This window comes from uncultured Maricaulis sp. (assembly GCF_963976135.1).
Lineage (GTDB): Bacteria > Pseudomonadota > Alphaproteobacteria > Caulobacterales > Maricaulaceae > Maricaulis.
The window spans coordinates 1-24,605 of the sequence record NZ_CAXBKN010000038.1 but is presented as its reverse complement, the minus strand read 5'-3'; the positions used below and the strand labels follow the sequence as shown (position 1 = coordinate 24,605).

21 protein-coding genes and 1 other RNA gene are annotated in these 24,605 nt (G+C 64.3%); all 22 read left to right on the top strand.

The features are described 5' to 3' along the window. Positions 1–53 precede the first annotated feature (53 nt). Positions 54–447, top strand: an RNA gene (gene rnpB / locus AAC023_RS07025) — RNase P RNA component class A. Between the two features lie 206 nt (positions 448–653). Further along, entirely contained in the window at positions 654–1,115 is a 462-nt protein-coding gene (locus AAC023_RS07020) for a division/cell wall cluster transcriptional repressor MraZ (RefSeq protein WP_339739555.1), read from the top strand. After that, a complete protein-coding gene (gene rsmH, locus AAC023_RS07015; protein ID WP_339739553.1) occupies positions 1,112–2,116 on the top strand; it encodes a 16S rRNA (cytosine(1402)-N(4))-methyltransferase RsmH in 1,005 nt (334 codons plus the stop codon). Before AAC023_RS07020 ends, rsmH begins: the two co-directional genes overlap by 4 nt. Next, on the top strand, positions 2,113–2,496 hold the full coding sequence (locus tag AAC023_RS07010) for a hypothetical protein (RefSeq protein WP_339739551.1): 384 nt from the start codon (positions 2,113–2,115) through the stop codon (positions 2,494–2,496). Before rsmH ends, AAC023_RS07010 begins: the two co-directional genes overlap by 4 nt. 62 nt (positions 2,497–2,558) lie before the next feature. Continuing rightward, positions 2,559–4,250, top strand: coding sequence for a penicillin-binding protein 2 (locus AAC023_RS07005; protein ID WP_339739549.1), 1,692 nt, complete (start codon positions 2,559–2,561; stop codon positions 4,248–4,250). Next, positions 4,247–5,719, top strand: coding sequence for a UDP-N-acetylmuramoyl-L-alanyl-D-glutamate--2,6-diaminopimelate ligase (locus AAC023_RS07000; protein ID WP_339739547.1), 1,473 nt, complete (start codon positions 4,247–4,249; stop codon positions 5,717–5,719). Before AAC023_RS07005 ends, AAC023_RS07000 begins: the two co-directional genes overlap by 4 nt. Next, positions 5,712–7,124: a UDP-N-acetylmuramoyl-tripeptide--D-alanyl-D-alanine ligase gene (murF, locus tag AAC023_RS06995; protein ID WP_339739545.1), complete on the top strand. Its 1,413-nt coding sequence runs from the start codon at positions 5,712–5,714 to the stop codon at positions 7,122–7,124. Before AAC023_RS07000 ends, murF begins: the two co-directional genes overlap by 8 nt. A gap of 7 nt (positions 7,125–7,131) precedes the next feature. Continuing rightward, positions 7,132–8,235, top strand: a complete 1,104-nt coding sequence (gene mraY, locus AAC023_RS06990; protein ID WP_339739543.1) for a phospho-N-acetylmuramoyl-pentapeptide-transferase — start codon at positions 7,132–7,134, stop codon at positions 8,233–8,235. A gap of 3 nt (positions 8,236–8,238) precedes the next feature. Beyond that, positions 8,239–9,663: a UDP-N-acetylmuramoyl-L-alanine--D-glutamate ligase gene (gene murD / locus AAC023_RS06985; protein ID WP_339739541.1), complete on the top strand. Its 1,425-nt coding sequence runs from the start codon at positions 8,239–8,241 to the stop codon at positions 9,661–9,663. Beyond that, entirely contained in the window at positions 9,660–10,787 is a 1,128-nt protein-coding gene (ftsW, locus tag AAC023_RS06980; protein WP_339739539.1) for a putative lipid II flippase FtsW, read from the top strand. Before murD ends, ftsW begins: the two co-directional genes overlap by 4 nt. Further along, positions 10,784–11,890 (top strand): undecaprenyldiphospho-muramoylpentapeptide beta-N-acetylglucosaminyltransferase, encoded by a 1,107-nt coding sequence (murG, locus tag AAC023_RS06975; protein WP_339739537.1) that lies wholly within the window; start codon positions 10,784–10,786, stop codon positions 11,888–11,890. Before ftsW ends, murG begins: the two co-directional genes overlap by 4 nt. Continuing rightward, positions 11,887–13,293, top strand: coding sequence for a UDP-N-acetylmuramate--L-alanine ligase (murC, locus tag AAC023_RS06970; protein WP_339739536.1), 1,407 nt, complete (start codon positions 11,887–11,889; stop codon positions 13,291–13,293). Before murG ends, murC begins: the two co-directional genes overlap by 4 nt. After that, on the top strand, positions 13,290–14,222 hold the full coding sequence (gene murB / locus AAC023_RS06965; RefSeq protein ID WP_339739534.1) for a UDP-N-acetylmuramate dehydrogenase: 933 nt from the start codon (positions 13,290–13,292) through the stop codon (positions 14,220–14,222). The genes murC and murB overlap by 4 nt, the downstream gene beginning before the upstream one ends. Continuing rightward, positions 14,219–15,133 carry a D-alanine--D-alanine ligase gene (locus AAC023_RS06960; RefSeq protein WP_339739532.1) on the top strand — a complete coding sequence of 305 codons (915 nt, stop codon included), beginning with the start codon at positions 14,219–14,221 and terminating at the stop codon, positions 15,131–15,133. Before murB ends, AAC023_RS06960 begins: the two co-directional genes overlap by 4 nt. A gap of 137 nt (positions 15,134–15,270) precedes the next feature. Beyond that, a complete protein-coding gene (locus AAC023_RS06955; RefSeq protein WP_339739530.1) occupies positions 15,271–16,029 on the top strand; it encodes a cell division protein FtsQ/DivIB in 759 nt (252 codons plus the stop codon). Next, the gene (gene ftsA, locus AAC023_RS06950; protein WP_339739528.1) at positions 16,026–17,351 is read left to right on the top strand and encodes a cell division protein FtsA; all 1,326 of its coding nucleotides are present in this window, start codon (positions 16,026–16,028) and stop codon (positions 17,349–17,351) included. The genes AAC023_RS06955 and ftsA overlap by 4 nt, the downstream gene beginning before the upstream one ends. Positions 17,352–17,453: 102 nt before the next feature. Further along, positions 17,454–17,852, top strand: coding sequence for a hypothetical protein (locus tag AAC023_RS06945; RefSeq protein ID WP_339739526.1), 399 nt, complete (start codon positions 17,454–17,456; stop codon positions 17,850–17,852). Between the two features lie 147 nt (positions 17,853–17,999). Further along, positions 18,000–19,577: a cell division protein FtsZ gene (gene ftsZ, locus AAC023_RS06940; protein WP_339739524.1), complete on the top strand. Its 1,578-nt coding sequence runs from the start codon at positions 18,000–18,002 to the stop codon at positions 19,575–19,577. Positions 19,578–19,701: 124 nt separating this feature from the next. Then, positions 19,702–20,601, top strand: a complete 900-nt coding sequence (gene lpxC / locus AAC023_RS06935) for a UDP-3-O-acyl-N-acetylglucosamine deacetylase (protein WP_339739522.1) — start codon at positions 19,702–19,704, stop codon at positions 20,599–20,601. Between the two features lie 128 nt (positions 20,602–20,729). Further along, complete coding sequence (locus AAC023_RS06930) at positions 20,730–21,542, top strand: outer membrane protein assembly factor BamD (protein ID WP_339739520.1); 813 nt, start codon at positions 20,730–20,732, stop codon at positions 21,540–21,542. A gap of 27 nt (positions 21,543–21,569) precedes the next feature. Then, a complete protein-coding gene (gene recN, locus AAC023_RS06925; RefSeq protein ID WP_339739518.1) occupies positions 21,570–23,267 on the top strand; it encodes a DNA repair protein RecN in 1,698 nt (565 codons plus the stop codon). Positions 23,268–23,388: 121 nt separating this feature from the next. After that, positions 23,389–24,605 (top strand): NAD-dependent DNA ligase LigA (ligA, locus tag AAC023_RS06920; protein ID WP_339739516.1); only part of this gene is annotated, 1,217 nt, incomplete at its 3' end.

The window sequence follows — 24,605 nt, the reverse complement described above, 5'->3', positions numbered from 1 at the left end:
CGCATCCCCCGCCGCTTGACCACTCCTCCCACTTCAACCACATACATCCCCGATCAGGTGGCTGGGCGGCCGCGGCATCGGGCTGGAAACGGCGATGTCGAGGAAAGTCCGGGCTCCACGGAGACAAGGTGCCGGGTAATTCCCGGCGGGGGTGACCCCAGGGAAAGCGCAGCAGAGAAAGACCGCCGGACGTGCGCGTCCGGTAAGGGTGAAACGGTGCGGTAAGAGCGCACCGCCCCGACCGCAAGGAAGGGGGCTAGGCAAGCCCCACCTGGAGCAAGACCGAATAGGGATGGGCCGTGGCTTCGGCCACACATGCGTCTCCGCATGCCATCCGGGTAGGTCGCACCAGGCATGTCGCAAGGCATGTCGCAGATGAATGGTCGTCGCGCTTTTTCCATTTTGGAAAAAGCGACACAGAACCCGGCTTACAGGCCACCTGATCGCTCTTCCTCCCATTCAATCCTTAACGCCCCTGTGGATATTAACTTAATGTTCCCTTGTTGTTCTCAATTTGGCCATATTTGATTACTTCAAAAGGCGCTTCAATCCATAGAATTCGATGCTTTCGGCGTTGTTTCCCATCTGATCCCATGTTATCCCATAGTTAACCATACGGGGACGGATCGGTATGGCCGGGGAGCAAATCGAGCGTGTTTTTATCGACCACCATTAATGGCGTTGACGCCAAGGGACGGGTCTCGGTGCCAGCCGATTTTCGTTCCGTGGTGCGCGGTGGTGTGTTCGACGGCATTATCGTCTGGCCCTCCTTTGACGGTCCCTATCTGGAAGGTGGCGGCCAGGCCCTGCTCGACAGCTATCAGCGCCTGATCGAGGACATGGATCCCTATGACGAGGCGCGAATCGCATTTGAGCGCGCCATCTTCGGCGCCGCGCGCCCGCTGGCCTTTGATGCCAATGGCCGCGTCACCCTGCCCAAGGAATTGATCGATCATGCCGGGCTCGACGCCAAGGCGACCTTTGTCGGCCTCGGTTCGCGCTTCGAGCTCTGGTCGCCCGATGTCTATGCCGAGCACCAGGCCGCAGCGCGCGCCTTTGCCCGCGAGAACAAGCGCTCCCTGCGTCTGGTTCCGCGCACCGGGGGCGCGTCATGAGCCATCTTCCGGTCATGCTTGATGAAGTCGTGCGCGCCCTCGACCCCCAGGATGGCGGCCTCTATATCGACGGCACATTCGGTGCCGGCGGCTATTCGCGCGCCATATTGTCGGCCGCCGATTGCCGCCTGATCGGGATCGACCGCGACCCTTCTGTCATTCCCGCAGCCGAACAGCTGGGCAGGGCCTCGGGCGGGCGCTTCGTTTTCGTGCAGGCACCGTTTTCGAAAATGGCCGAGGTGATCCGCGCCAATGGCGGCGAGACGGTTGACGGCATCGTGCTCGATATCGGCGTCTCCTCGATGCAGATCGACCAGGCCGAACGCGGTTTTTCCTTCATGCGCGCCGGCCCGCTCGACATGCGCATGGCGCGTTCCGGCGCCAGTGCGGCCGATGCGGTCAATCTGCTGGCTGAGGAAGAGCTGGCAGACATATTTTATGTTTACGGCGATGAGCGCCGCTCGCGCCGCATCGCCAAGCAGATTGTCGAGGCTCGCGCCGAGGCGCCGATCGAGACCACGGATCGGCTTGCCGCCATCGTCACGCGGGCAACTGGCGGAAAACATTCAAAAATCCATCCCGCCACCAAGGTCTTCCAGGCGCTGCGGATTTATGTGAACGACGAATTGGGCGAATTGGCCCGTGCGCTCGAGGCCGCCGAGGCGATTCTGGCGCCGCGCGGACGCCTCGTCGTGGTTACCTTCCATTCACTGGAAGACCGCATGGTGAAGGACTTCTTGCGGGCCCGCACCGGGCAGGCAGGAGGGGGCGGCTCGCGCCATGCGCCTGCAGTGGAAACCGGTCCTGTCGCCAGTCCCAGTTTCTCCCTGCTGCATCGCAAGGCGACCGCCGCCAGTGAGGCCGAGATCGCCGCCAATCCGCGGTCACGTTCCGCCAAGATGCGTGTTGCTATTCGTACCGAGGCTCCGGCCTGGGCTGAGGATCTGTCGGAGTCCGGCAGGAATGTTGTGTCGCTTGCGCGTCTGGAGGCCGTGTTATGATCCGTACGTTTAACGCGATTGCCCTTGTCGTTGCCGTCGCCCTGGCCGGCGCCCTCTATGTCGCCAAGACCGAAGCCAAGAATTCCCAGGAACGTCTCGAGGATATCCAGTCGCAGCTGGTCGAGGAGCGGCGCCAGATCAATGTCCTCAATGTCGAGATCGCCCATCTGGAAGATCCCGAGCGCCTGCGCGCCCTGGCGCGCCGCTATCTCGGCTTTGAACCCCTCGATCCGAGCCGGGAAGTCGCGCTGGGCGATCTGCCCCTGCTCGCTGAACCCGGTCCCGGGGTCGAGCAGCCGCGGCGCGAGGGTCTGCTGGTCAATCAGAGCGACCAGGCGCTGGCGCTGGCCGAGCCGCGTGAGGTTGGAGGGCAGAACTGATGCGCTGGTGGCCTTTTCGCCGTCAAGTTTCAGCCGAATCCCGCAGTGTCGGTCCGCCACCCATGGCCGAGGCCGCGCCGGCCGACATGTCACGCCTGCTGCGGATTGAAAGCACGGAAATCAAGGCGCTCGATGCCGCGCGCGGCCGGTTGAAGATTGTCGGGTTGAGCCTCGCGCTCTGCTTCGGCGTGCTCGGCGTGCGCGCGATCGAGCTGGCCGTTACCAGTCCGGCCCATGCCGCCGCGACCCGTCCGGTGATGGCCGAAGCGACGCGCGGCGATCTGTTTGACCGCACCGGCCAGGTGCTGGCGACGACCTTGCAGACCCATTCCCTGTTTGCCGATCCAAGCCTCGTCTGGGATGCCGCCGAAACCGCCGAAGCGCTCGCCGGCGTCCTGCCCGATCTCGATGTCGAGGCGGTCACCCGTGACCTGTCCTCGCATCGCCGTTTCGTCTGGGTGCGCCGAAATCTCACGCCGCGCCAGCGCCAGGCCGTGTTCTCGCTCGGCCTGCCCGGGCTCGACTTCCGGCTCGAACCGCGCCGGGTCTATCCGCGTGGCCGGCTGGCTTCGCACATTGTCGGCTATACGGATCGCGATCTTCACGGGCTGGCCGGTGCCGAGCGTTCTTTCGATGCGGCGCTGTCCTCGAGCGATGGCCGCCCGGTGGCGCTGTCGATCGATATGGGTGTGCAATTCCATCTCGACGAAGTTCTGCGCACGACGATGGACGAATTCGACGCGCTCGCGGCCTCGGGCATTGTGATGAATGTGCGCACTGGCGAAATCGTCGGCATGGTGTCGTTGCCGGATTATGATCCCAACCGGCCCAATGACGCTTCCAATGATGAACGGCTCAATCGCAGCGCCCAGTCCGTCTATGAAATGGGTTCGACCTTCAAGGCCTTCACCGTCGCCATGGCGCTGGAATCCGGGGCGGCAACGCTGGAAAGCGGGTTCGATGCGAGCGAGCCGCTGCAGATCGGCGGTCACACCATCCATGATTTTCACGGCGAGAACCGCTGGCTGACCCTGTCGGAAATCTTCATCCACTCCTCGAATATCGGCTCTTCGCGCATCGCGCTGGAAGTCGGATCCGAGGGGCAGAGAGAATTCCTCGGGCGCATGCGCCTGCTTGAGCGCGCACCAATCGAACTGGCCGAGAGCGCCGACCCGCTCTTGCCGCGCAATTGGGGCCCGACGGAAACGGCGACCATTTCCTATGGTCATGGTCTGGCCGTAAGCCCGATCGCCACGATCGCGGCCTTCGCGGCGATCGCCAATGACGGCATTTATGTCGCGCCGACCCTGCAGCCCGTGGCTGCCGACGAGACGATTGTCGGCGAACGGGTGATGGCTGCGAGTGCCGCCCGGGATGTGATGGCGCTGATGCGCGAGAATGTCACCGATGGCACGGGTGGCCGCGCCGAAGCGCCGGGCTATCTCGTCGCCGGCAAGACCGGGACGGCGGAAAAGCCCTCACGCGGCGGCTATGACCGCAACCGGTTGATCTCCTCCTTCTCGGCGGTGTTTCCCTATAATGACCCGCAATACGCCATCCTGATCCTGCTCGACGAGCCGCATGGCAATGAATCGACCCATGGTTATTCCACCGGTGGCTGGACGGCGGCCCCCGCCGTGGGCGAGATCGTGTCGCGGATCGCGCCGATTCTCGGTGTCGTGCGATCCGATGCCGATCATAATGAGCGCGCGGCCATGGTCCGTGCCGCCTTGATGCCGGAGCCTATCCCTTGACCCTGTCCGAGTTGCTCACCCGCGAATATGCGACGCCTGCGACCGGCCAGATCGAGATCGCCGGCCTGACGCTGGACAGCCGGGCGGTGAAGCCCGGTTTTCTGTTTGCGGCCTTGCCGGGTGTTAAGTTGCATGGCAGTGCCTTCGCGCCGCAGGCTGTGGCGCAGGGCGCCGTTGCCATCCTGTCTGACCAGGCCATTGCCGGCCTCGATGTGCCTGTGATCATCGTCGATGACGCGGCGGCGGAACTGGCCGCGATGGCGGCGCGCTTCTATCCGCGCCAGCCTGGACATATCGTCGCCATCACCGGCACCAATGGCAAAAGCTCGACGGTTGAATTCCTGCGCCAGATCTGGGCGGCAGCCGGGATTGACGGCGCCAGCCTCGGCACGCTCGGTGTCGCGCGCGGCGCTTCGCTCGAGACCACGGGTTACACGACACCCGACGCGGTTGCCCTGCACCATGCGCTCGACGCGCTCGCCGCTGACGGCGTCACGCATCTGGCGATGGAGGCGTCCAGCCATGGCCTGAAGCAGAGGCGGATGGACGGGGTGCGCCTGACGATCGGTGCCTTCACCAATCTGACCCAGGACCATCTCGATTATCATCCCGATTTCGATGATTATTTCGCATCCAAAGCTTTGCTTTTCACCGAGCGCCTGCCAGACGGCGCCCTGGCGGTCATCAATGTCGATTCCGAGTGGGGCGAGCGCATGGCCGGCCTCGCCCGTGCGCGCGGGTTAAAGCTGACGACAATTGGCTGGCGTGGCAGCGATCTTCAGATCCGCGAGATCACCCCGCGCCCGGCCAGCCAGGATGTCGTTTTCGCCTGGCAAGGTGTCGAGCACCAGATTGAAGTGCCGCTGGTCGGCGAATTCCAGATTCTCAATGCGCTCGGCGCCGCCGCCATCGCCCTGGTCGAGGGTGTCGCACTGAATGTCGTGCTCAAGACGCTGGGCCAGCTGGGCGGTGTGCCCGGACGGCTGGAAAAGGTCGGCGAGACCGAGGCGGCCGCCCCGGTGCTGGTCGATTATGCCCACACGCCCGACGGGCTCGACAAATTGCTGCGCTCGGCGCGTCCGCACACGCGTGGCCGCATCATTCTGGTGTTTGGCTGCGGCGGCGATCGCGATGCCACCAAGCGGGTCAAGATGGGCGCGATTGCCGCCAGCCAGGCCGATCATGTCATCGTCACCGATGATAATCCGCGTTCCGAGGATGCGGCCTTGATCCGCGCGGCGATCCTGGAGGGTTGCCCCGAGGCCGAGGAGATTGCCGATCGCGCCGCGGCCATCGCGCGCGGCGTCGCTCTGTTGCAGCCCGGCGATTGCCTTCTGCTGGCGGGCAAGGGCCATGAGACCGGTCAGACCATCGCCGGCATTGTGCATCCATTCGACGACCGGGAGGAGGGCCGCAAGGCGCTGCTCGGCCGCAAGGCGTATCTGAGACAGGAGGGTGAAGATGCTTAAGCCCCTGTGGACCGCCGGGCAGGCGATGGCCGCAACCGGCGGCATGCTGACCGGCGATCTGGACTGGACCTGTAGCGGTCTGTCAATCGATACGCGATCGATCATGCCGGGCGATCTTTTCGTCGCGCTCAAGGATGTGCGCGACGGGCATGAATTCATTACCGATGCGATGGCGCGCGGCGCGGCTGCCTGCCTTGTTACTGATACGTCCAACTGCCCGGGACCGGCCTTGCAGGTGAAAGACACGCTGGTGGCGCTGCGCGCGCTCGGTGCGGCGGCACGTGACCGCAGCAAGGCGGTGCGTATCGCGGTGACCGGCAGTGTCGGCAAGACCAGCGTCAAGGAAGCCCTGGCCGCTGTCCTGCGCGCGGCGGGCCCGGCGCACTGGAGCGTCAAATCCTACAATAATCACTGGGGCGTGCCGCTGACCCTGGCGCGCATGCCGGCCGAGACGCAGCGCGCCGTATTCGAGCTGGGCATGAATCATGCCGGCGAAATCCATGATCTCGCCAATCTGGTGCGGCCGCATATCGCCCTGATCACGCGCATCGCGCCTGCGCATCTGGAACATCTCGGCACGATCGAGGCGATCGCCGATGCCAAGGCCGAAATCTATGAAGGTCTCGAGCCGGATGGTGTGGCCATCTATCCCGCCGATGACCCTTTGGCCGAGCGGCTGGCCAGCCATGCCAAGCGTTCGAGCGCGGCTTTCATGCTCGATTTCGGACGCAGTGCCACAGCGGCGATCCGGATGGAATCCTTTGAAACCGGGCTCGGCGGCAGCGATGGCGTCGTCAATGTGATGGGCGTGCGTGTCCCCTTTCATCTCGCCGCCACCGGCGAGCACTGGGCCTGGAATGCCGGCGCGGTGTTTGCCGCAGCGGCGGCCTCGGGGCTCGATCCGCGGCAGGTTGCCGAGACTTTGAGAACCGTCGATGCCGAGGCCGGGCGCGGCCGCGCGGTCCAGGTCGCACTGCCCAAGGGCGGGCATTTCACCCTGCTCGACGATGCCTATAACGCCAACCCCGTCTCGATGGCCGCCGCGATTGCCTCGCTGGGCAGCGCGCAGCCCGGCCCGGGTGGACGCCGTATCGCCGTGCTCGGCGACATGCTCGAACTCGGCCCGCAATCGCCGGAATTACACCGCGCTCTCGCGCCGGCCCTGGCCGAGGCGAATGTCGACGCTGTGTTTAGTTGTGGAGCATTGATGCGCGAGCTGCACGATCACTTGCCTGAACGCTTGCGTGCCGGTTATGCGGCCAATGCCGGCGAGGGCCGGGAGATGGTGGCTTCGGCCATTCGTGCCGGTGATGTCGTTCTGATCAAGGGGTCGAATGGCTCCGGTCTTCATAAAATCGCCGCTGTCCTGGCCGACGGCTCGGCTTTCAATCTGACGGAGGCCTGATCCGCCCATGCTGTATTTGCTGTTTGCGCCGATGGCGGACGACTTCCAGATCGCCAATCTGTTTCGCTATATCACCTTCCGTTCCGGCGGCGCCCTGATGACGGCGATGCTGATCGCGTTCGTCTTCGGTCAACCGATGATCGGCTGGTTGCGGCGCAAGCAGGGCCGGGGTCAGCCGATCCGCGCCGAAGGCATTGAGCGTCATGTGATCGAGAAGGCCGGCACCCCGACCATGGGCGGTTTCCTGATCCTGCTCGGGGTGATGGTCGGAACCCTGCTCTGGGCCGATCTCAGCAATAGCTATGTCTGGATCGTGATTTTCGTCACCGCCGGTTTCGGTCTGATCGGCTTCATCGACGACTATCAGAAAGTCACGAAGCAGACGACGGACGGGCTCGGCAGCAAGCTCAAACTGCTCGGCGAATTTGCCATCGCGCTGATCGCGGTCTGGTGGGCGACGGCGACGGCGACCGCCAATGGCATGGATCCGGCCGTGACGACCTCGATCACCTTCCCCTTCTTCAAGGATTTCCTGTTCAATCTCGGCCCGCTCTTCCTGGTGTTCGGCTGTCTTGTGATCGTTGGCTCCGGCAATGCGGTGAATATGACGGACGGGCTCGACGGGCTGGCGATCGTGCCGGTGATGATCGCGGCGGCGACCTTCGGCGTCATCGCCTATGTCGTCGGCCGGGTCGATTTCGCCGAATATCTGCAAGTCCTCTACACGCCGGGCACCGGTGAAATCCTGGTCTTCTGCGGCGCCTTGCTGGGCGCCGGCCTCGGCTTTTTGTGGTGGAATGCGCCGCCGGCCATGATCTTCATGGGCGATACCGGTTCGCTCTCGCTCGGCGGCGCGCTCGGCGTGATCGCGGTTGCGGTCAAGCACGAGATCGTGCTGGCGATTGTCGGCGGGCTCTTCGTTCTGGAAATGGTCTCGGTCATGGTCCAGGTCGCGAGTTTCAAACTGACCGGCAAGCGCGTCTTCCGCATGGCGCCGATCCACCATCATTACGAGAAAAAGGGCTGGGCCGAGGCGACCATCGTGATCCGTTTCTGGATCATCGCCGTGGTTCTGGCGCTGATCGGGCTTGCTACCCTCAAGCTGAGATAGGCGATGATTCCGGTCCACGCCTTCAAGGGTCGCCGTGTTGCCGTGTTCGGGCTGGGCCGTACAGGCCTCGCGACGATCCGCGCGCTGCTGGCCGGCGGGGCCGAGGTGTCGGCCTGGGATGATTCCGATGTGTCGCGCGCTGCTGCCGAGGCCCAGGGTTTTGTGCTCGATGATCTCAACCGGCGCGACTGGGGCGATATCGCAGCCCTGATCCTTTCGCCGGGCGTGCCGCTGACCCATCCCAAACCGCACCGCATGGTCGAACTGGCGCATGCCGTCGGGGCGCCGGTGATCGGCGACATCGAACTCTTCGCTCTGGAAGTGCTGGCCATGCCGGCCAAGCGCCGCCCGAAAATCATCGGGATTACCGGTACCAACGGCAAATCCACCACGACGGCGCTGATCGGCCATATCCTGCGCGAGGCGGGCCGCAACGTGACCGTAGCGGGCAATATCGGCGATGCCGTTCTGGCCCAGGACCCACCGCGTCCGGGCTCGTTTTTCGTTCTGGAACTCTCCTCCTACCAGATTGATCTGACCCGGAGCCTGGAGTGCGATGTCGCCATCCTGCTCAATATGACGCCGGACCATATCGACCGTCACGGCGATTTCGCGGGCTATTTCGCGGCCAAGCAGCGCCTGTTTGCAATGCAGGGCGAGACGGGCATTGCGGTGATCGGCGTCGATGATGACCCGACCCGCGACTATTATTCCCGCCTGCGCATGCAGCGACCCGATGCGCAAGTCCTGCCGATCTCGGCCGGGCGTGTCGTGTCGCGCGGTGTCTATGCGCTGGGCGACCAGGTCTATGAGGCGCTCGACATCGCGCCGCGCCCCGTCCTGCAGCTCAGCCGCGCCCGGGCGCTGCCGGGCCGGCACAATGCCCAGAATATCGCCGCGGCCCTGGCCGCCGTGCGCGTGCTCGGCATCGGCTCGCGCGTCGCTGCCGAGGCCATTGAGAGCTTCGGCGGTCTGGCGCATCGCCAGGAAGAGGTCGGCATGCTCGGCGGTGTGCGCTTCATCAATGACAGCAAGGCCACCAATGCCGAGGCCGCCATGCAGGCGCTGGCCTGTTATGACCCGATCTACTGGATCGCCGGCGGCCGCCCGAAATCAGGCGGACTGGCCGCGCTGGCGCACCTGTATCCACGCATCGCCAAGGCTTATCTGATCGGCGAGGCGGAGGCCCGTTTTGCCAAGGATCTCGACGGCAAGCTGGCCTATGAGCGTTGCGGTGATCTGGCGGCGGCGACGCGTGCGGCCAGCCGTGATGCGCTCGCCGATGGCCGGCCCGGCGCCGTGGTGCTGCTGTCACCGGCGGCCGCCTCCTTCGACCAGTTCGCCCATTTCGAAGCGCGCGGGGACGCCTTTCGCGCCCTGGTCGCGGCGCTCGAACTGCCGGCCGCCGCCGCGGGGGGCGAGCAATGATCCAGACGCTCCCACGCGCCTTTGCCGCCTGGTGGCGCGGCATTGATCGAACCTTGCTCTTCGTCATCCTCGCCCTGATCACGACCGGGATTGTGCTGTCCATGGCGTCCAGCCCGGCTGCCGCCGCGCGTCTCGGCCTTGATGACCCTTTCCATTTTCTCTACCGGCAGGGCGTGTTCGCGGTGCTGGGCATTACCGGCATGCTCGCCATCTCCAGCCTGAGCCCGAAAGGTGCGCGCCGCCTGGCAGCGCTGGTTCTGGTCGGGGCTTTCGTGTTGATGGTCGCGGTCCTGTTCATCGGCCATGAGGTCAAGGGCGCGACACGCTGGCTGCGCCTTGGCGCCTTTTCCCTGCAACCCTCGGAGTTTCTCAAACCGGCCCTGCTCGTCACGGTGGCCTGGCTGTTTGCCGAGGAGAAGCGCGGTGCGCCGATTCCGGGCCGGCTGATTGCATTTGGCCTCTATCTCGCCGCTGTCGGCCTGCTGATGGCGCAGCCGGATTTCGGGCAATCCGTGCTGCTGACCCTGTGCTTTGGCGGCGTCTTCTTTGCGTCGGGCCTGTCCTGGCTCTGGGTCTCTGTGCTTGGCGGCCTGGCGGTCACCGGCTCGGGGCTGGCCTATCTGACAATGCCGCACGTCGCGGCGCGTGTGCAGAGCTTTATCAATCCGGAAGGTAATGAAACCTATCAGATCGACCGGGCGATCGAGGCAATCTCGCGTGGCGGGCTGACCGGTGTCGGGCCGGGCGAGGGTGAGGTGAAACATATTCTGCCGGACGCCAATACCGATTTCATCTTCTCCGTGGCGACCGAGGAATTCGGCCTTCTGGCCTCGCTCTCCATTATCGGCCTGTTTGCGATTCTGGTGACCCGCGCCTGGAACCAGGCGATGCGGCTCAATGATCATTTCGCACAGCTGGCGGTGGCCGGTCTGGCGCTGCAATTCGGTTTGCAGGCGCTGATCAACATCTCTGTGAACTTGAACCTGATCCCGCCGAAGGGCATGACATTGCCATTCGTTTCCAATGGAGGGTCGTCCATGCTCGCCCTGACTCTTGCGGCCGGTCTGATGCTGGCCTTCACGCGCCGCCGTCCCGGTGCCTATTCGATGCAATATTCCGCATGACCCCGCGTCGCTGCCTGATTGCTGCCGGCGGAACCGGCGGGCACATGTTTCCCGCCCGCGCCGCTGCCGAGGCGCTGATCGCGCGCGGCTGGCAGATCCGTCTGGTGACCGATGCCCGCGGGCTCAAACACACGGCCGGTTTTCCCGCCGTCGCCATCGACGAGATCCATGCCGCCAGCCCGTCGACCAAAAACCCGATCAAACTGGCCCGGGCCGGCGTCGAGCTCGCCAAGGGGCTGAGCGAGACGCGCGCCATTATCAAGCGCTGGAAGCCCGATGTCGTCGCCGGTTTCGGCGGTTATCCGGCCTTTCCGGCTCTGGCCGCGGCCCAGACCATGGGCATTCCCTATGCCATCCACGAACAGAATGCCGTGCTCGGCCGGGTCAATCGTGTCTTCGCGGGCCGGGCCGGTTTCATCGCCTCGGGTTTCGAGCGCCTCGACAAGCTGTCCGTCACAGGCCGTAAACATCATTTGCTGACCGGCAATCCGCTGCGCCAGCCGATTCTGGATGCGCGCGCCGCCGGCTATCCACCGCTCACAGCGGATGGCCGTATCAATCTGCTCATTCTCGGCGGCAGCCTGGGCGCGCGGCTCTTGTCGGAGACCGTTCCGGCAGCCGTCGCACAACTCCCTGAATCGCTTCGTTCCCGCCTTGATATCGTCCAACAAACCCGCGAGGAATCGCTGGTGATGGCGCGTGAAACCTACCAGTCGGCCGGCGTGAATGCCCGCTGCGAGCCCTTCTTCGAGGATGTGGGTGCGCTCTATGCCGCCTCGCATCTGGTGATCGGGCGCGCCGGTGCCTCGACCGTGTCCGAAGTGGCTGGCGTCGGGCGTCCGGCGATTTTCTGTCCACTCGCCATTGCTGCCGATAATCATCAGACCGCCAATGTCGAAGGTCTGGTCGATGCGCTCGCCGCCGACCTGGTTCCGGAAACCGACTTCACGGCCGAGCGTCTGGCCGGTCTTTTGCAGACCCGCCTATCCAATCCGGCAGACCTGGCCGAGCGCGCCGCCGCGGCGCGTTCGCTGGGCCGGCCCGATGCGGCCGAGGCGCTGGCCAAGGCCGTCGATGGTCTGGTTCGAGGAGCACTGACATGAAATTTGCCGCTTTGCCTTTCCCGGTCGGCCCGGTCCATTTCGTCGGCATTGGCGGTATTGGCATGAGCGGCATCGCCGAGGTTATGCTCAATCTGGGCTATGCGGTACAGGGCTCGGATATCAAGGCCAATCCCAATGTCGAGCGCCTGCGCGAGCTGGGTGCCGAGGTGGCGATCGGACATGCGGGGGAGAATGTCACCGGGGCGGGCGCCATCGTCGTGTCCTCGGCGATCCGGCCGAATAATCCCGAACTCCTCGCCGCCCGCGCCGCCAAGATCCCGGTCGTGCGCCGCGCCGAAATGCTGGCCGAGCTGATGCGGCTGAAATTCGCCGTCGCCGTTGGCGGCACGCATGGCAAGACGACCACGACATCGCTGGTCTCGGTCCTGATGGATGCGGCCGGTGTTGATCCGACCGTGATCAATGGCGGCATCATCTCCGCCTATGGTTCGAATGCGAAGATGGGGCTGGGCGACTGGATGGCGGTCGAGGCGGATGAGTCCGATGGCTCCTTCCTCAAACTGCGCGGCACCGTCGCCATCGTCACCAATATCGATCCGGAACATCTCGAGCATTACGGCGATTTCGACACGCTGCGCGAAGCTTTCTTCCAATTCGTCGAGAACCTGCCCTTTTACGGTTTCGCCGTGCTGTGCACCGACCATCCCGAAGTCCAGAGCCTGGCCAGCCGTATTCAGGATCGCCGGGTCATCACCTATGGCTTCAACCCCCAGGCCGATGTGCGGGTGGAAAATCTGCGCTGCGACGCCAAGGGCGCGACATTCGATGTCTGTTTCCGCCTGCGCGGCCAGAGCGAAGAACGCTGGAGCGATGTCTTCCTGCCGATGATGGGCGAGCATAATGTGCTCAACACGCTGGCCGCCCTGGCGACGGCGCGCGAGCTCGGTCTGACCGAGGCCGCCGGCAAGAAGGCGCTGGCCGAATTCGGCGGCGTCAAACGCCGTTTCACCAAGACCGGTGAGTGGAAGGGCGCCAGCATTATCGATGATTACGGCCACCACCCCGTCGAGATCGCCGCTGTGCTGAAAGCCGCGCGCCAGGCCTCGTCCGGCAAGGTGATCGCCGTGATGCAGCCGCACCGCTATTCGCGGCTGCACGATTTGTTCGATGATTTCTCGACCTGTTTCAACGATGCCGACAGCGTCCTCGTCGCCGATGTCTATACCGCCGGCGAAGACCCGATCGAGGGCATTGATCGCGATCATCTCGTCGAGAGCCTGCGCGCCCACGGGCATCGCGATGCCAATCCGGTCGAGCGTGACACCGTCGCCGCGGAAGTCGCCAGCCGTGCCAGTTCCGGCGATGTTGTGGTGTGCCTCGGTGCCGGCGATATCACTCAATGGGCCTATGCCCTGCCGGAAGAGCTGGAGGCGCTGGGTTGAGCCTGGTTGAACGTCTGCCTCCGGTCCGCGGCAAATATATCGAGGCCGCGCCGCTGAAGGACATCACCTGGCTGCGTGTCGGCGGTCCGGCCGAAGTGCTCTATCTGCCGGCCGATGAATCCGATCTGGCGCGCTTTCTCGCTGAAACGCCGGACGACATCCCTGTGCACGTGCTTGGCGCCGGCTCCAATACGCTGGTGCGCGATGGCGGTGTGCCGGGCGTGGTGATCCGGCTGACGGGGGCTTTTGCGAAAACCGAGGCGCTCGGCGAGAACCGGCTGCGGGCCGGGGCGGGGGCGCTCGACAAGATGGTTGCCAGGGCGGCGGCAAAAGCCGGCATTGCCGGGATGGAATATCTCGTCGGCGTGCCGGGCACGATTGGCGGCGCACTGCGGATGAATGCCGGCTGCTATGAGCAGGAGACCAAGGATGTCGTGGTCGAGGTCGTGGCGCTCGACCGCGCTGGCCGCCGCATCATCGCGAAGCCGGATGAACTCGCCTATGCCTATCGCCATAGCGGCGCGCCGGCCGACTGGATCTTTGTCGAGGCCGTGCTGCAGGGCTCAGCCGATGAGCCGGCCTCGATCCTCGAGCGCATGGACGCCATCACGGCGCGGCGCGAGACGACCCAGCCGATCCGCGAGAAAACCTCCGGCTCGACCTTTGCCAATCCCGATGCGCCGGGCACGCCCGATGCGCGCAAGACCTGGCAATTGATCGACCAGGCCGGCGGCCGCGGCCTGCGCGTTGGCGGGGCGCATTTTTCCGAGCAGCACTGCAATTTCCTGATCAATGACGGCAGCGCGACTGCGGCCGATCTGGAAGATCTGGGTGAAGAAGTTCGCGCGCGAGTGAAACAGAAGTCTGGTGTGAAATTACGCTGGGAAGTCAAACGCATCGGGGTGCGGGGCAAAGGGGAAGCCGAATGACCAAACGTATTGCTGTCCTGCTCGGCGGGCTGTCGCCCGAACGTGATGTCTCGCTGGTCTCAGGCCGCGCCTGTGCCAAGGCGCTGCGGGAAAAGGGCTATGACGTCGTCGAGATCGATGCCAGCCGCGAGCTGGCGCAACAGCTCAAGGATGCCAATCCCGATATCGTCTTCAACGCCCTGCACGGCGAATGGGGCGAGGACGGCATGGTCCAGGGCGTGCTGGAGCATTTCGGCAAGCCTTATACCCATTCCGGCGTGCTCGCCTCGGCGCTGGCGATGGACAAGCAGAAGGCCAAGGCGGTGCTGCGCGCCTCGGGCATTCCCTGCCCGGAAGGTCTGATCGTCAATCGGTTCGAGGCCGCCAAGGCCCACGCCATGAAGCCGCCCTATGTCGCCAAACCCAATGCGCAGGGCTCATCGGTCGGGGTGCATATCGTGCTCGAGGGTGCCAACCGGCCACCGGCCGAGCTCGGCTCGGAGGCCTGGGCGCTGGGCGATGACGTCCTGATCGAACGCTATATCCCCGGCCGCGAACTGACGGTCGCGGTGATGGAGGATCGCGCGCTCGCCGTAACCGAGATTATCCCCAATACGACCTTCTACGATTACGAGGCGAAATACGCCGCTGGCGGTTCGACTCATATTTTACCCGCTGATGTTTCTGAAGAGATTGCGGCACTTGCACGCGAACTGGCCCTGCAGGCACACGCGGTGCTGGGTTGCCGTGGCTTGACACGGACCGATTTCCGCTACGACGAATCAGCAAATCCGCCGCTATGGTTACTCGAAATTAACACCCAACCGGGCATGACTCCTACTTCATTGGCGCCAGAACAGGCGCTCTTCTGCGGGATCGCGTTTAATGATCTCGTGGAGTGGATGGCGGAGAATGCGTCGTGTCGAAGGTAGCACGTGGCGGGTCGCGAAAAGCACCCCGTCGCAAGTCTAACCACCGGTCCGCCGCGGTGTCTGCACCGCGGCGTTTGCGTAACTGGGCGGAAGCCCAATTCAGAAGTGCGCGTTACCGAGTGGCAAATGCAGCCCGTATGGGCGCGATGGCGGCTGCCGCACTCTTGCTGGCGACGATCGCCGGCCTGACCCTGTTCGGCCAGCTCGATGATGTCGTGCGTCTGGGCGGCGAGAAGATCACGGTCCGCCTGGCCGATATGGGCTTTGCGGTCCGCTCGGTCGATGTCACCGGTGCCGGCGACGAGATTGCGCATTCCATCGTGCTGGCGACCGAAGTCTATGACGGCCAGTCGCTTTTCTCTGTCGACCCCGGTGCCGTGCGGGCCCGGGTCGAGGCGCTGCCCATGGTGCGTTCGGCGACGGTGGCGCGGCTCTGGCCTGACCGGATCTCGATCGTGGTCGAAACGCGCGAGGCCTTCGCGTTGTGGCAGGTTGATGGCGTGCTCAATATTATCGACCGCGACGGCATCGTCCTCGCCGAGGCGGATGTCATGAACCCGCCGGCCCTGCCGCTCGTGGTCGCCGATGGCGCCAATGAGAGCGTCGTGGAGATTGTCGACGCGCTGGCGCGCTTCCCGGCCATTCGCGCCCATGTTGTTGGCGCGGTCCGGGTTGCGCAGCGACGCTGGAATTTGCGCCTCGACAGCGGTGCCGATGTGAAATTGCCGGCCGGTGATGTCCAGGCGTCGATCGCCATTCTGGCGCGCTTGCAGGCCGAGCGCGGCGTCTTGCGGCTGGCGGCCGAGAGTTTCGACCTGCGCGGGCAGGGTGATTTGATTGTCAGAGCGCTGCCCGACCGGGCTGCCGCGGCGGGCATGCGGGAGCATGAAGCATGAGTGTGTTCGAGTTTTTACGTCCCCAGGCTGTCCGCAATGGCTCCAATGGAAAAACCCCCGGTGTGTGCGCAGCGCTCGATGTTGGTTCGTCCAAGATTGCCTGCTTCATCGCCAAGACCGATCAGACGATTGCCGGGCCAAGGCCGCGCGTCGTCGGCGTCGGCCATCAGTCGAGCCGCGGTGTCCGCGCCGGTGCCATCGTCGATATGGATGAGGCTGCCGAGGCAATTCGTGCCGCAGTCGAGCAGGCCGAGCGCATGGCCGGGCAGGCGGTCAATTCAGTGACCCTGACCCTGTCGGCCGGTCAGCCGACCAGTACGCGTATCGGTGCCGAAATCGATCTGCCACAACGCGAAGTGACCGAGCGTGATCTGCGCCGTCTGCTGGACGGGGCCCTGTCCGAGTTCGCCGTTGCCGACCGCGTTGTGTTGCACGCCATCCCGCTGGCCTGGTCCGTCGATGATCACCGCGGCATTCGCGACCCGCGTGGCATGTTCGGGCGTACGCTGGGCGTCGAGGTGCACGTCATCACGGCCGCCATCGGGCCATTGCGCAATCTGATGACCTGTGTCGAACGTTGCCATTTCGATCTCAAGGGCGTGGTTGCCACCCCCTATGCCTCCGGCCTGTCGGCCCTGGGCGATGATGAAGTCCAACTTGGCGCCACCCTGATCGATATGGGTGCCGGCGCCACCACAGCCGCCGTCTTTGCCGAGGGCGCATTGCTGCATATCGACACCGTGCCCGTGGGTGGTTCGCATGTGACCTCCGATGTCGCACGGGGCCTGTCGACGCCGCTGGCCGCCGCCGAGCGCCTGAAGACGCTCTACGGCTCGGCACTCGACAGTCCGGACGACGATCAGCAGATGATCGAAGTTCCGTCAGTGACCGGCGACCGGATTTATGGATCGGCCCCGCGCTCCCTGCTCAACTCCATTATCCGGCCCCGGCTGGAGGAAACCTTTGAGCTGATCCGCGACCGGCTCGATGCTGCCGGTGTCAGCAAGACCTCCGGCCGCCGTCTGGTGCTGACGGGCGGGGCGTCACAGCTTCCCGGTACCGGCGAGCTGGCCGCACGTGTGTTCGGCAAACAGGTCCGCATTGCCGGTCCAAGCGGCATTACCGGTCTGGGCGATGCCGTGTCCGGCCCGGCCTTCAGCGCTGTCGCCGGTGTCGTCCGGCGCGAGACGCGCGGCGCTGCGGAGGCCATCGCCGGGCCACCACGCCTGGGTGCGACTTCGGTCGCCCGTATCCGGCGTGACCCGACCCGCGAAACCGAACGCGGCGGTGCGGTCTGGCGCTGGTTCGCCGAGAGTTTCTGACCGGCTGAACAGGGCTGCCCGGCTCATAATCAATGAGCCTGGCGGTAAGACTATCCAGCATCCCACGCGCTATACCGCCTGTGAAACACACAGGTCGCGTTCATGTCATTCAGTCGCATTATTCCACACCGCGCAGCGGGCTATATCGAGGTCGTTTTTGACGGCCACGAGGACTGGCTGTCGGCGGTCGACACGATCGAGCTGATTGTCGCTGCCGTCGAGCAGTATGATGTGCAACGTGTGCTGCTCGATTTCAGACTGGTCGATATGCGCATTGCCGTTTCCGAAGCGCCACACGTAGCGGAATTCTTTCACAAATTTGCCTTCCAGCGGATGAGTATCGGGATTATCCAGCCGGCTGATCCGCGCGCCTGTGCAACGATCAATGCCTTCGCCCGCAACATGCTCGCCCAGGGGCATGAAGTCGTGTGCCTGGATGCTGCGGCCGATGTCGAGGCCTGGACCGGCACGCCCGCAACGCGGCTTCGCCGCGCCAGTTGAGCCTGGCCAGGCCGCCGGCATTTGCTGCACCGCCAGCAGCACCGGTGCGAAAATTTCCACGACGTTTAACGCTCGCTTAAGCGTCGCAGGCGGAAACTTCATGGTGAATCGATTATTACCCGAACCCATTCGGCCACGAGGTCTCGCATGACGTTGAATCTTTCCCTCCCTGAAACGACCGAATTGCGCCCCCGCATCGTTGTGTTCGGCGTTGGCGGCGCTGGCGGCAATGCCGTCAATAATATGATCGAGGCCAAGCTCGAGGGTGTCGATTTCGTCGTGGCCAATACCGATGCACAGGCCCTGACCCGGTCGCAGGCGGAAAAACGCGTCCAGATGGGCGCAGCGATTACCGAGGGCCTCGGCGCCGGTGCCCGCCCGGAAGTCGGCGAGCAATCCGCCGAGGACTCAATCGACGAGATCCGCGAGCATCTGGCTGGTGCCCACATGGTCTTCATCACTGCCGGCATGGGTGGCGGTACCGGGACTGGCGCAGCACCCGTCGTGGCGCGCGCGGCTCGGGAAATGGGTATCCTGACCGTGGGTGTGATCACCAAGCCTTTCCACTTCGAAGGCACGCGCCGCATGAAGCTGGCCGAGGCTGGCATCAGCCAGCTGCAGGACCATGTCGATACGTTGATCGTCATCCCGAACCAGAACCTGTTCCGGATCGCGACCGAAAAGACCACCTTCTCCGAAGCCTTCTCGATGGCGGACCAGGTTCTGCATTCCGGCGTCCGCGGCATTACCGACCTGATGGTCATGCCCGGCCTGATCAATCTCGACTTCGCCGATGTCCGTTCCGTGATGAATGAGATGGGCAAGGCGATGATGGGAACCGGTGAGGCCTCCGGCGAGAAGCGCGCCATCGAGGCGGCCCAGGCTGCGATCTCCAATCCGCTGCTCGACGATGTCTCGATGCGCGGCGCGACCGGTGTGTTGATCAATATCACCGGCGGCTATGACATGACGCTGTATGAAGTCGATGAGGCGGCCAACGAGATTCGCGCCGAAGTCGATCCTGAAGCCAATATCATTGTCGGCTCGACTTTTGACGAGACGATGGAAGGCTCGATGCGGGTTTCCGTTGTTGCCACCGGGATTGATGCCGAAGTTGCCGTGGTCGATCCACGCTCGCGACTGCGCGGCACAGCGACGCCGGATCGCGCGCCCAATGATGCCATTTTGCCCTGGAAGCGCACCAATTCCGACCGTCCGGGCCGTGTCGCCGCCGAGCAGAAGCCTGAAACCGTCGAGCGTTTTGAGGCGCCAGTGGAAACCCGGGAAGAAGCTCTGCCCATGGCGGTCGGTGCCGAGGAATTGAGCGATGCCGTCGCCCAGGCTCCGGTCGAAACGCCGCGTGACCCCTATGTCGCCGAGGTCGATGACACTCACCGTGTCGCCGCCCAGACCCCGCAGGTACGGGTCGATCAGGCGCGTTTGGCCGAAGAGGCCGCGACGCTGAACGCCCGATATGAGCAGCGTCGGGCCACTGAAGCACCGGGCCGAGTAGCCCAGCCGGCTGCGGAAGAGCCGAAGCGGGCTGGGTTCTCCCTGTTCGGTCGCCGCCGCAAGCCGGCGGAGCCTGCGCCGAAAGCGGCCCCGACGACGCGCAATAGTCCTGTTCAATCAACCACGCGCATGGCGAGCGGCGATCTGTTCGGCGAGAGCGTGGATGAGGGTGACCTGGAAATCCCGGCTTTCCTGCGCCGTCAGGCGAACTAGCCCGCTTCGCGCGTAACAAACCGCAACAAAGCTTTAGTTGAATGCTGACCCGGCATGTCGTTGTGTGCAGGCGAGGGGCGGCGCAAGTCGCTGATTGTTGAACCAGAACAGACGGCGTTGTGTTGTGATTTACCGGCAAACATTGGCGGCACCTGTAGTGTGCGCAGGCATTGGTCTCCATACCGGGGAGCGTGTGCGCCTCGTGCTGAAACCCGCCTCCACCGGTGCCGGGATCAGTTTTGTCCGTTCCGATATCACCGATCGTGATAACCGGATCGCGGCGCGCGCCGAGAATGTCACCACCGTTCGTCTGGGTACCACCATCGCCAATGAGGCGGGTGCCTCGGTGGCGACGGTCGAGCATTTGATGGCGGCATTGGCCGGTCTGGGTGTCGATGACGCCATTGTCGAAATCGACGGACCCGAATTGCCGGTCATGGACGGGTCTTCTGCGCCTTTCGTTGATCTCGTCAATCGCGTCGGCCTGAAGCGGCTCGCCGCACCGCGCCGCGCCATCCAGGTGCTCAAGCCGGTCATCGTCGAATCGGAAGGCCGCCGGGCCAGTTTTCTGCCGGCCCTGACGTCGATGATCGAAGTCGAAATCAATTTCGAGCACAGCGCGGTCGGCAATCAGACCTGCACTTTTGAAGTGACGCCGGAAATCTTCTCCACCGATATTGCAGCCGCCCGCACCTTTGGTTTCCGCAAGGATCTCGACGCGCTGCTGGCTGCCGGTCTGGCGCGTGGCGGATCGATGGAAAACGCTGTCGTGCTTGATGATGACGGCGTCGCCAATCCTGAGGGCCTGCGCTTCGATGATGAGTTCGCGCGGCACAAGGCGCTCGATGCGCTGGGCGACCTGTATCTCGCCGGTGCGCCGATTATCGGTCGCTATCATGCCCAGCGTCCCGGCCATGCGATCAATAATCTGGCACTGCGTGCATTGCTGGCCGACAAGTCCGCCTGGAAAATGGTTACAGTGCGCGACGCTTGCCAGCACGACGTGGCGATGGCCAACTCCTGATATTGCGGCGGTTGACCTGACGCGGCACTTTTGTCGCGGCGCATGATCCGCTACAAGCTTTTCTGGACCGGCGGTCCTTCGACCGCCCTAGCTGCTGAGCCGTGTTCAATATGACCCTCTTGTCGCGTTTGTTGCCGACTCTTTTCCTGTCCGTTCTTGTCGCGGCCTGCGCAAGTGGACCGGACACTTCGGTGGCTTATGTCGAGCGGCCCGCCGAGTCGATTTATGCTGATGCCTTCTCATCCATGGAGCGCGGCCAGTACCAGCTGGCGGCGGCCCAGTTCGATGAAGTCGAGCGGCAGCATCCCTATTCCGAGTGGGCCCGTCGCTCGATGCTGATGGCCGCCTTTGCGAACTACCAGGCGAATAAATATGACGAAGCCGTGTCCGATGCTCAGCGCTTCATTTCGCTGCACCCCGGCAATCGCAGCGCGCCCTATGCCTATTACCTGATCGCGATCAGTTATTTCGAGCAAATCGTCGATGTTGGCCGTGACCAGCAGATTACGCAGCAGGCGCTCGATGCGCTGCAGCAAGTGGTGCGCCGTTATCCCGAGAGCCGCTATGCCACCGATGCGCGGCTGAAGATCGACATGACGCGTGACCATCTCGCCGGCAAGGAGATGGATATCGGTCGCTGGTATCTGCGCCGCAATTATCATCTCGCAGCGGTCAATCGCTTCCAGAATGTGGTCCGGGATTACGGCACGACCTCGCATGTTCCCGAGGCGCTGCACCGTCTGGTGGAAACCTATGTTGCGCTTGGTCTTGATGATGAAGCTACGCAGGTTGCGTCCGTGCTCGGTTATAATTTCCCGGGCAGTGACTGGTATCAAAACAGCTATAATCTGCTGACCCGTGAGGGCATTGCCATCGAGGATGCCGTGAACCAGCGTGACCCGTCCTTCATTGAACGCGCCATGCAGCGGATCTTCGGCTAGGCCGGGCGGGAGGTGCGATCGCTCTGAATGCTGCAATCGCTATCGATCCGGAATGTTGTACTCATCGACAGTCTTGATGCCGGCTTTGACCGGGGTCTGTGTGCCCTGACGGGCGAAACCGGCGCTGGCAAGTCCATCTTGCTGGGCGCTCTCGGCCTGGCCGCCGGCGAGCGGGCCGAACGCGGGCTGGTCCGCGCTGGCACCGATGAAGCTTCCGCTACCGCTGAATTCGATCTCGCACCGGGCCATGCGGCCTGGGCTGTGCTCGAGGAGGCAGGCCTGGTGATCGAGCCGGGTGAAGCCCTGATCCTGCGCCGCCGCCTCAGTGAGGATGGCCGCAGCCGCGCCCATATCAATGACCAGCCCGCCAGTATTGGTCTTCTGCGCTCTCTCGGTGATGTCCTGGTAGAAGTGCATGGCCAGCACGATGGCCGCGGCCTGCTCGACCCGAAAACCCATCGCGCCCAACTCGATAGCTATGCCGGCAATGCGCCGCTCCGTGAAGCTTGCCGCAAGGCATGGGCGACAGTCTCGACCGCCCGCAACAGCCTTGCCGACCTGGTGCGCGCCCATTCGGCCTCGACCGAGGAGCAGGATTTCCTGCGCCATGCGCTCGGCGAGATCGACAAGATGCAGCCGCGTCCCGGTGAGGAAGAGGCGCTGGCCGAGGAGCGGCAGTTTCTGATGGCGGCCGAGCGGGCGCTCGGCGATCTGCAGGAAGCCCAGGACGCGCTGGCCGGCGATGGCGGCGGGCTGGAAGGCCGGCTCAATACCGCTGTGCGCGGCCTGGAACGCGTGCGTGATCAGATTGGCAGCGCGGGCGGTGAGGCCGGGTCGGCCCTGGACCGGGCGTCGGCGGCGATCGAGCGGGCCTTGATCGAATTTTCCGAAGCCGGCGATGCCCTGTCCGACGCGGCGCGTGCCTTCGAGGTCGAGCCGGGCCGGCTGGAGAGTGTCGAGGAAAGACTATTCGCCCTGCGCGCCCTGGCCCGCAAGCATGATGTCACGATTGAGGCATTGCCCGCCCTGCAAACCCGTTTTGCCGAACAGCTCGATGCGATCGAGAATGCCGGTGAGCGTATCGCAGAGGCCGAAAAAAGCGTGCAGGCGGCCGAGGCTCTCTATCGCGACGCGGCGGCTGCCCTGACCCGATCACGCGACGGCGCGGCGCAAAAGCTCGCCGCGGCTGTGGCTGCCGAATTGCCACCACTGAAAATGGACAAGGCCCGGTTTCGCGTCGCCCTGGTGACCGATGCTGACCATGGCGGGCCGGATGGCTGCGACAGCGTCCGCTTCGAGGTCTCGACCAATCCGGGCGCGCCCTTCGGTGCCCTCGACAAGATCGCCTCGGGTGGCGAGCTTTCGCGCTTCGGTCTCGCGCTCAAAGTCGCCCTGGCTGGCGATGATGATGGCCGTGTCCTGGTGTTCGACGAGGTCGATCAGGGCGTTGGCGGCGCGGTCGCCGATGCGGTCGGGCGCCGGTTGAAACGTCTGGCGAAGACCGGTCAGACCCTGGTTGTCACCCATAGTCCGCAAGTGGCGGCGCTGGCCGATCATCACTGGAAAATCGTCAAGGAAGATGATGGCCAGGGCGGTGTGCGCACCATCCTGATCCAGCTCGACGGCGAGACGCGCCGCGAGGAGATCGCCCGGATGCTCTCCGGCGCGGAAGTCACCGATGCGGCGCGGGCCCAGGCCGACCAGCTGATGGCCGTTGAGGCCTGATCCTCGCCTGGTCGCGACCTGCAGCGCGGTGTCATCGCCCGCTCGACCCTGCCGACAATTTCTCCACAATGCGCCGGGAAGCGGCTAGATTCGGCCGGTCGGTCAGTCTGCGAGCAAAACCATGAGCGCCTTGAAAGATGTCGGCATGTTGAGCGAGGCCGAGGCAAATGCCGAGCATGCGCGTCTCGTTCGTGAAATCGCCCGCCATGACAAGGCCTATTACAACGAGGATGCGCCGAAAGTCTCCGACGCCGTTTATGACGCGCTGCGCCAGCGGCTCGAGGGCATCGAGGCGCGCTTCCCGCAACTGGTCGATCTGTTCAGCCCGAGCCAGCGCGTCGGCGCCGCGCCTTCGGGCAAGTTCGGCGAGATTACCCATGCCGTGCCGATGCTCTCGCTCGGCAATGCCTTCAATGATGAGGACGTCGCCGATTTTGTCGGCCGGGTGCGCCGCTTTCTCGGCCTGACCGAAGACGCGCCGGTCGCCATCACCGCCGAGCCCAAGATTGACGGGCTCTCGGCCAGCCTGCGCTATGTGGGCGGCGAACTCGTCTCCGCTGCGACCCGCGGCGATGGCACGACGGGCGAGGACGTCACCGCCAATATCCGCACGCTCAGGGACATTCCGCAAACCCTGCCGGGCTCCGATTGGCCCGAAGTTCTGGAAGTCCGCGGCGAGGTCTATATGAGCCATGCGGATTTCGCGGCGCTCAACCAGCGCCAGGAGGAAGCTGGCAAACCCGCCTACAAGAATCCCCGCAATGCCGCGGCCGGCTCCCTGCGCCAGATCGATCCGGCGATGACGGCGCAGCGGCCGCTGAAATTCTTTGCCTATGCCTGGGGCGAGTTGAGCGAATCCCTGGCCGAGACCCAGATGGAGGCCGTGCAGCGCTTCAAGGGCCTGGGCTTCACGATCAATGAGTTGATGCAGCGCTGCGACAGCGTTGAGGCGATGGTCGCCGTCTATCGCGATATCGAGGCGAAGCGCGCCAGCCTGGGCTATGACATTGACGGCGTCGTCTACAAGGTCGACCGGCTCGACTGGCAGGCCCGCCTCGGCCAGGTGGCGCGCGCGCCGCGCTGGGCCATAGCCCATAAATTCCCCGCCGAACAGGCAACCACCATGCTCGAGGGCATTGATATCCAGGTTGGCCGCACCGGCTCGCTGACCCCGGTGGCGCGGCTCAAACCGGTCACCGTTGGCGGCGTTGTGGTGTCCAATGCGACGCTGCACAATGAGGATGAGATCGCGCGCAAGGATGTGCGCATCGGCGACACGGTGGTGATCCAGCGCGCGGGCGATGTCATCCCCCAGATCGTCCGGGTGGTGGACCCCGA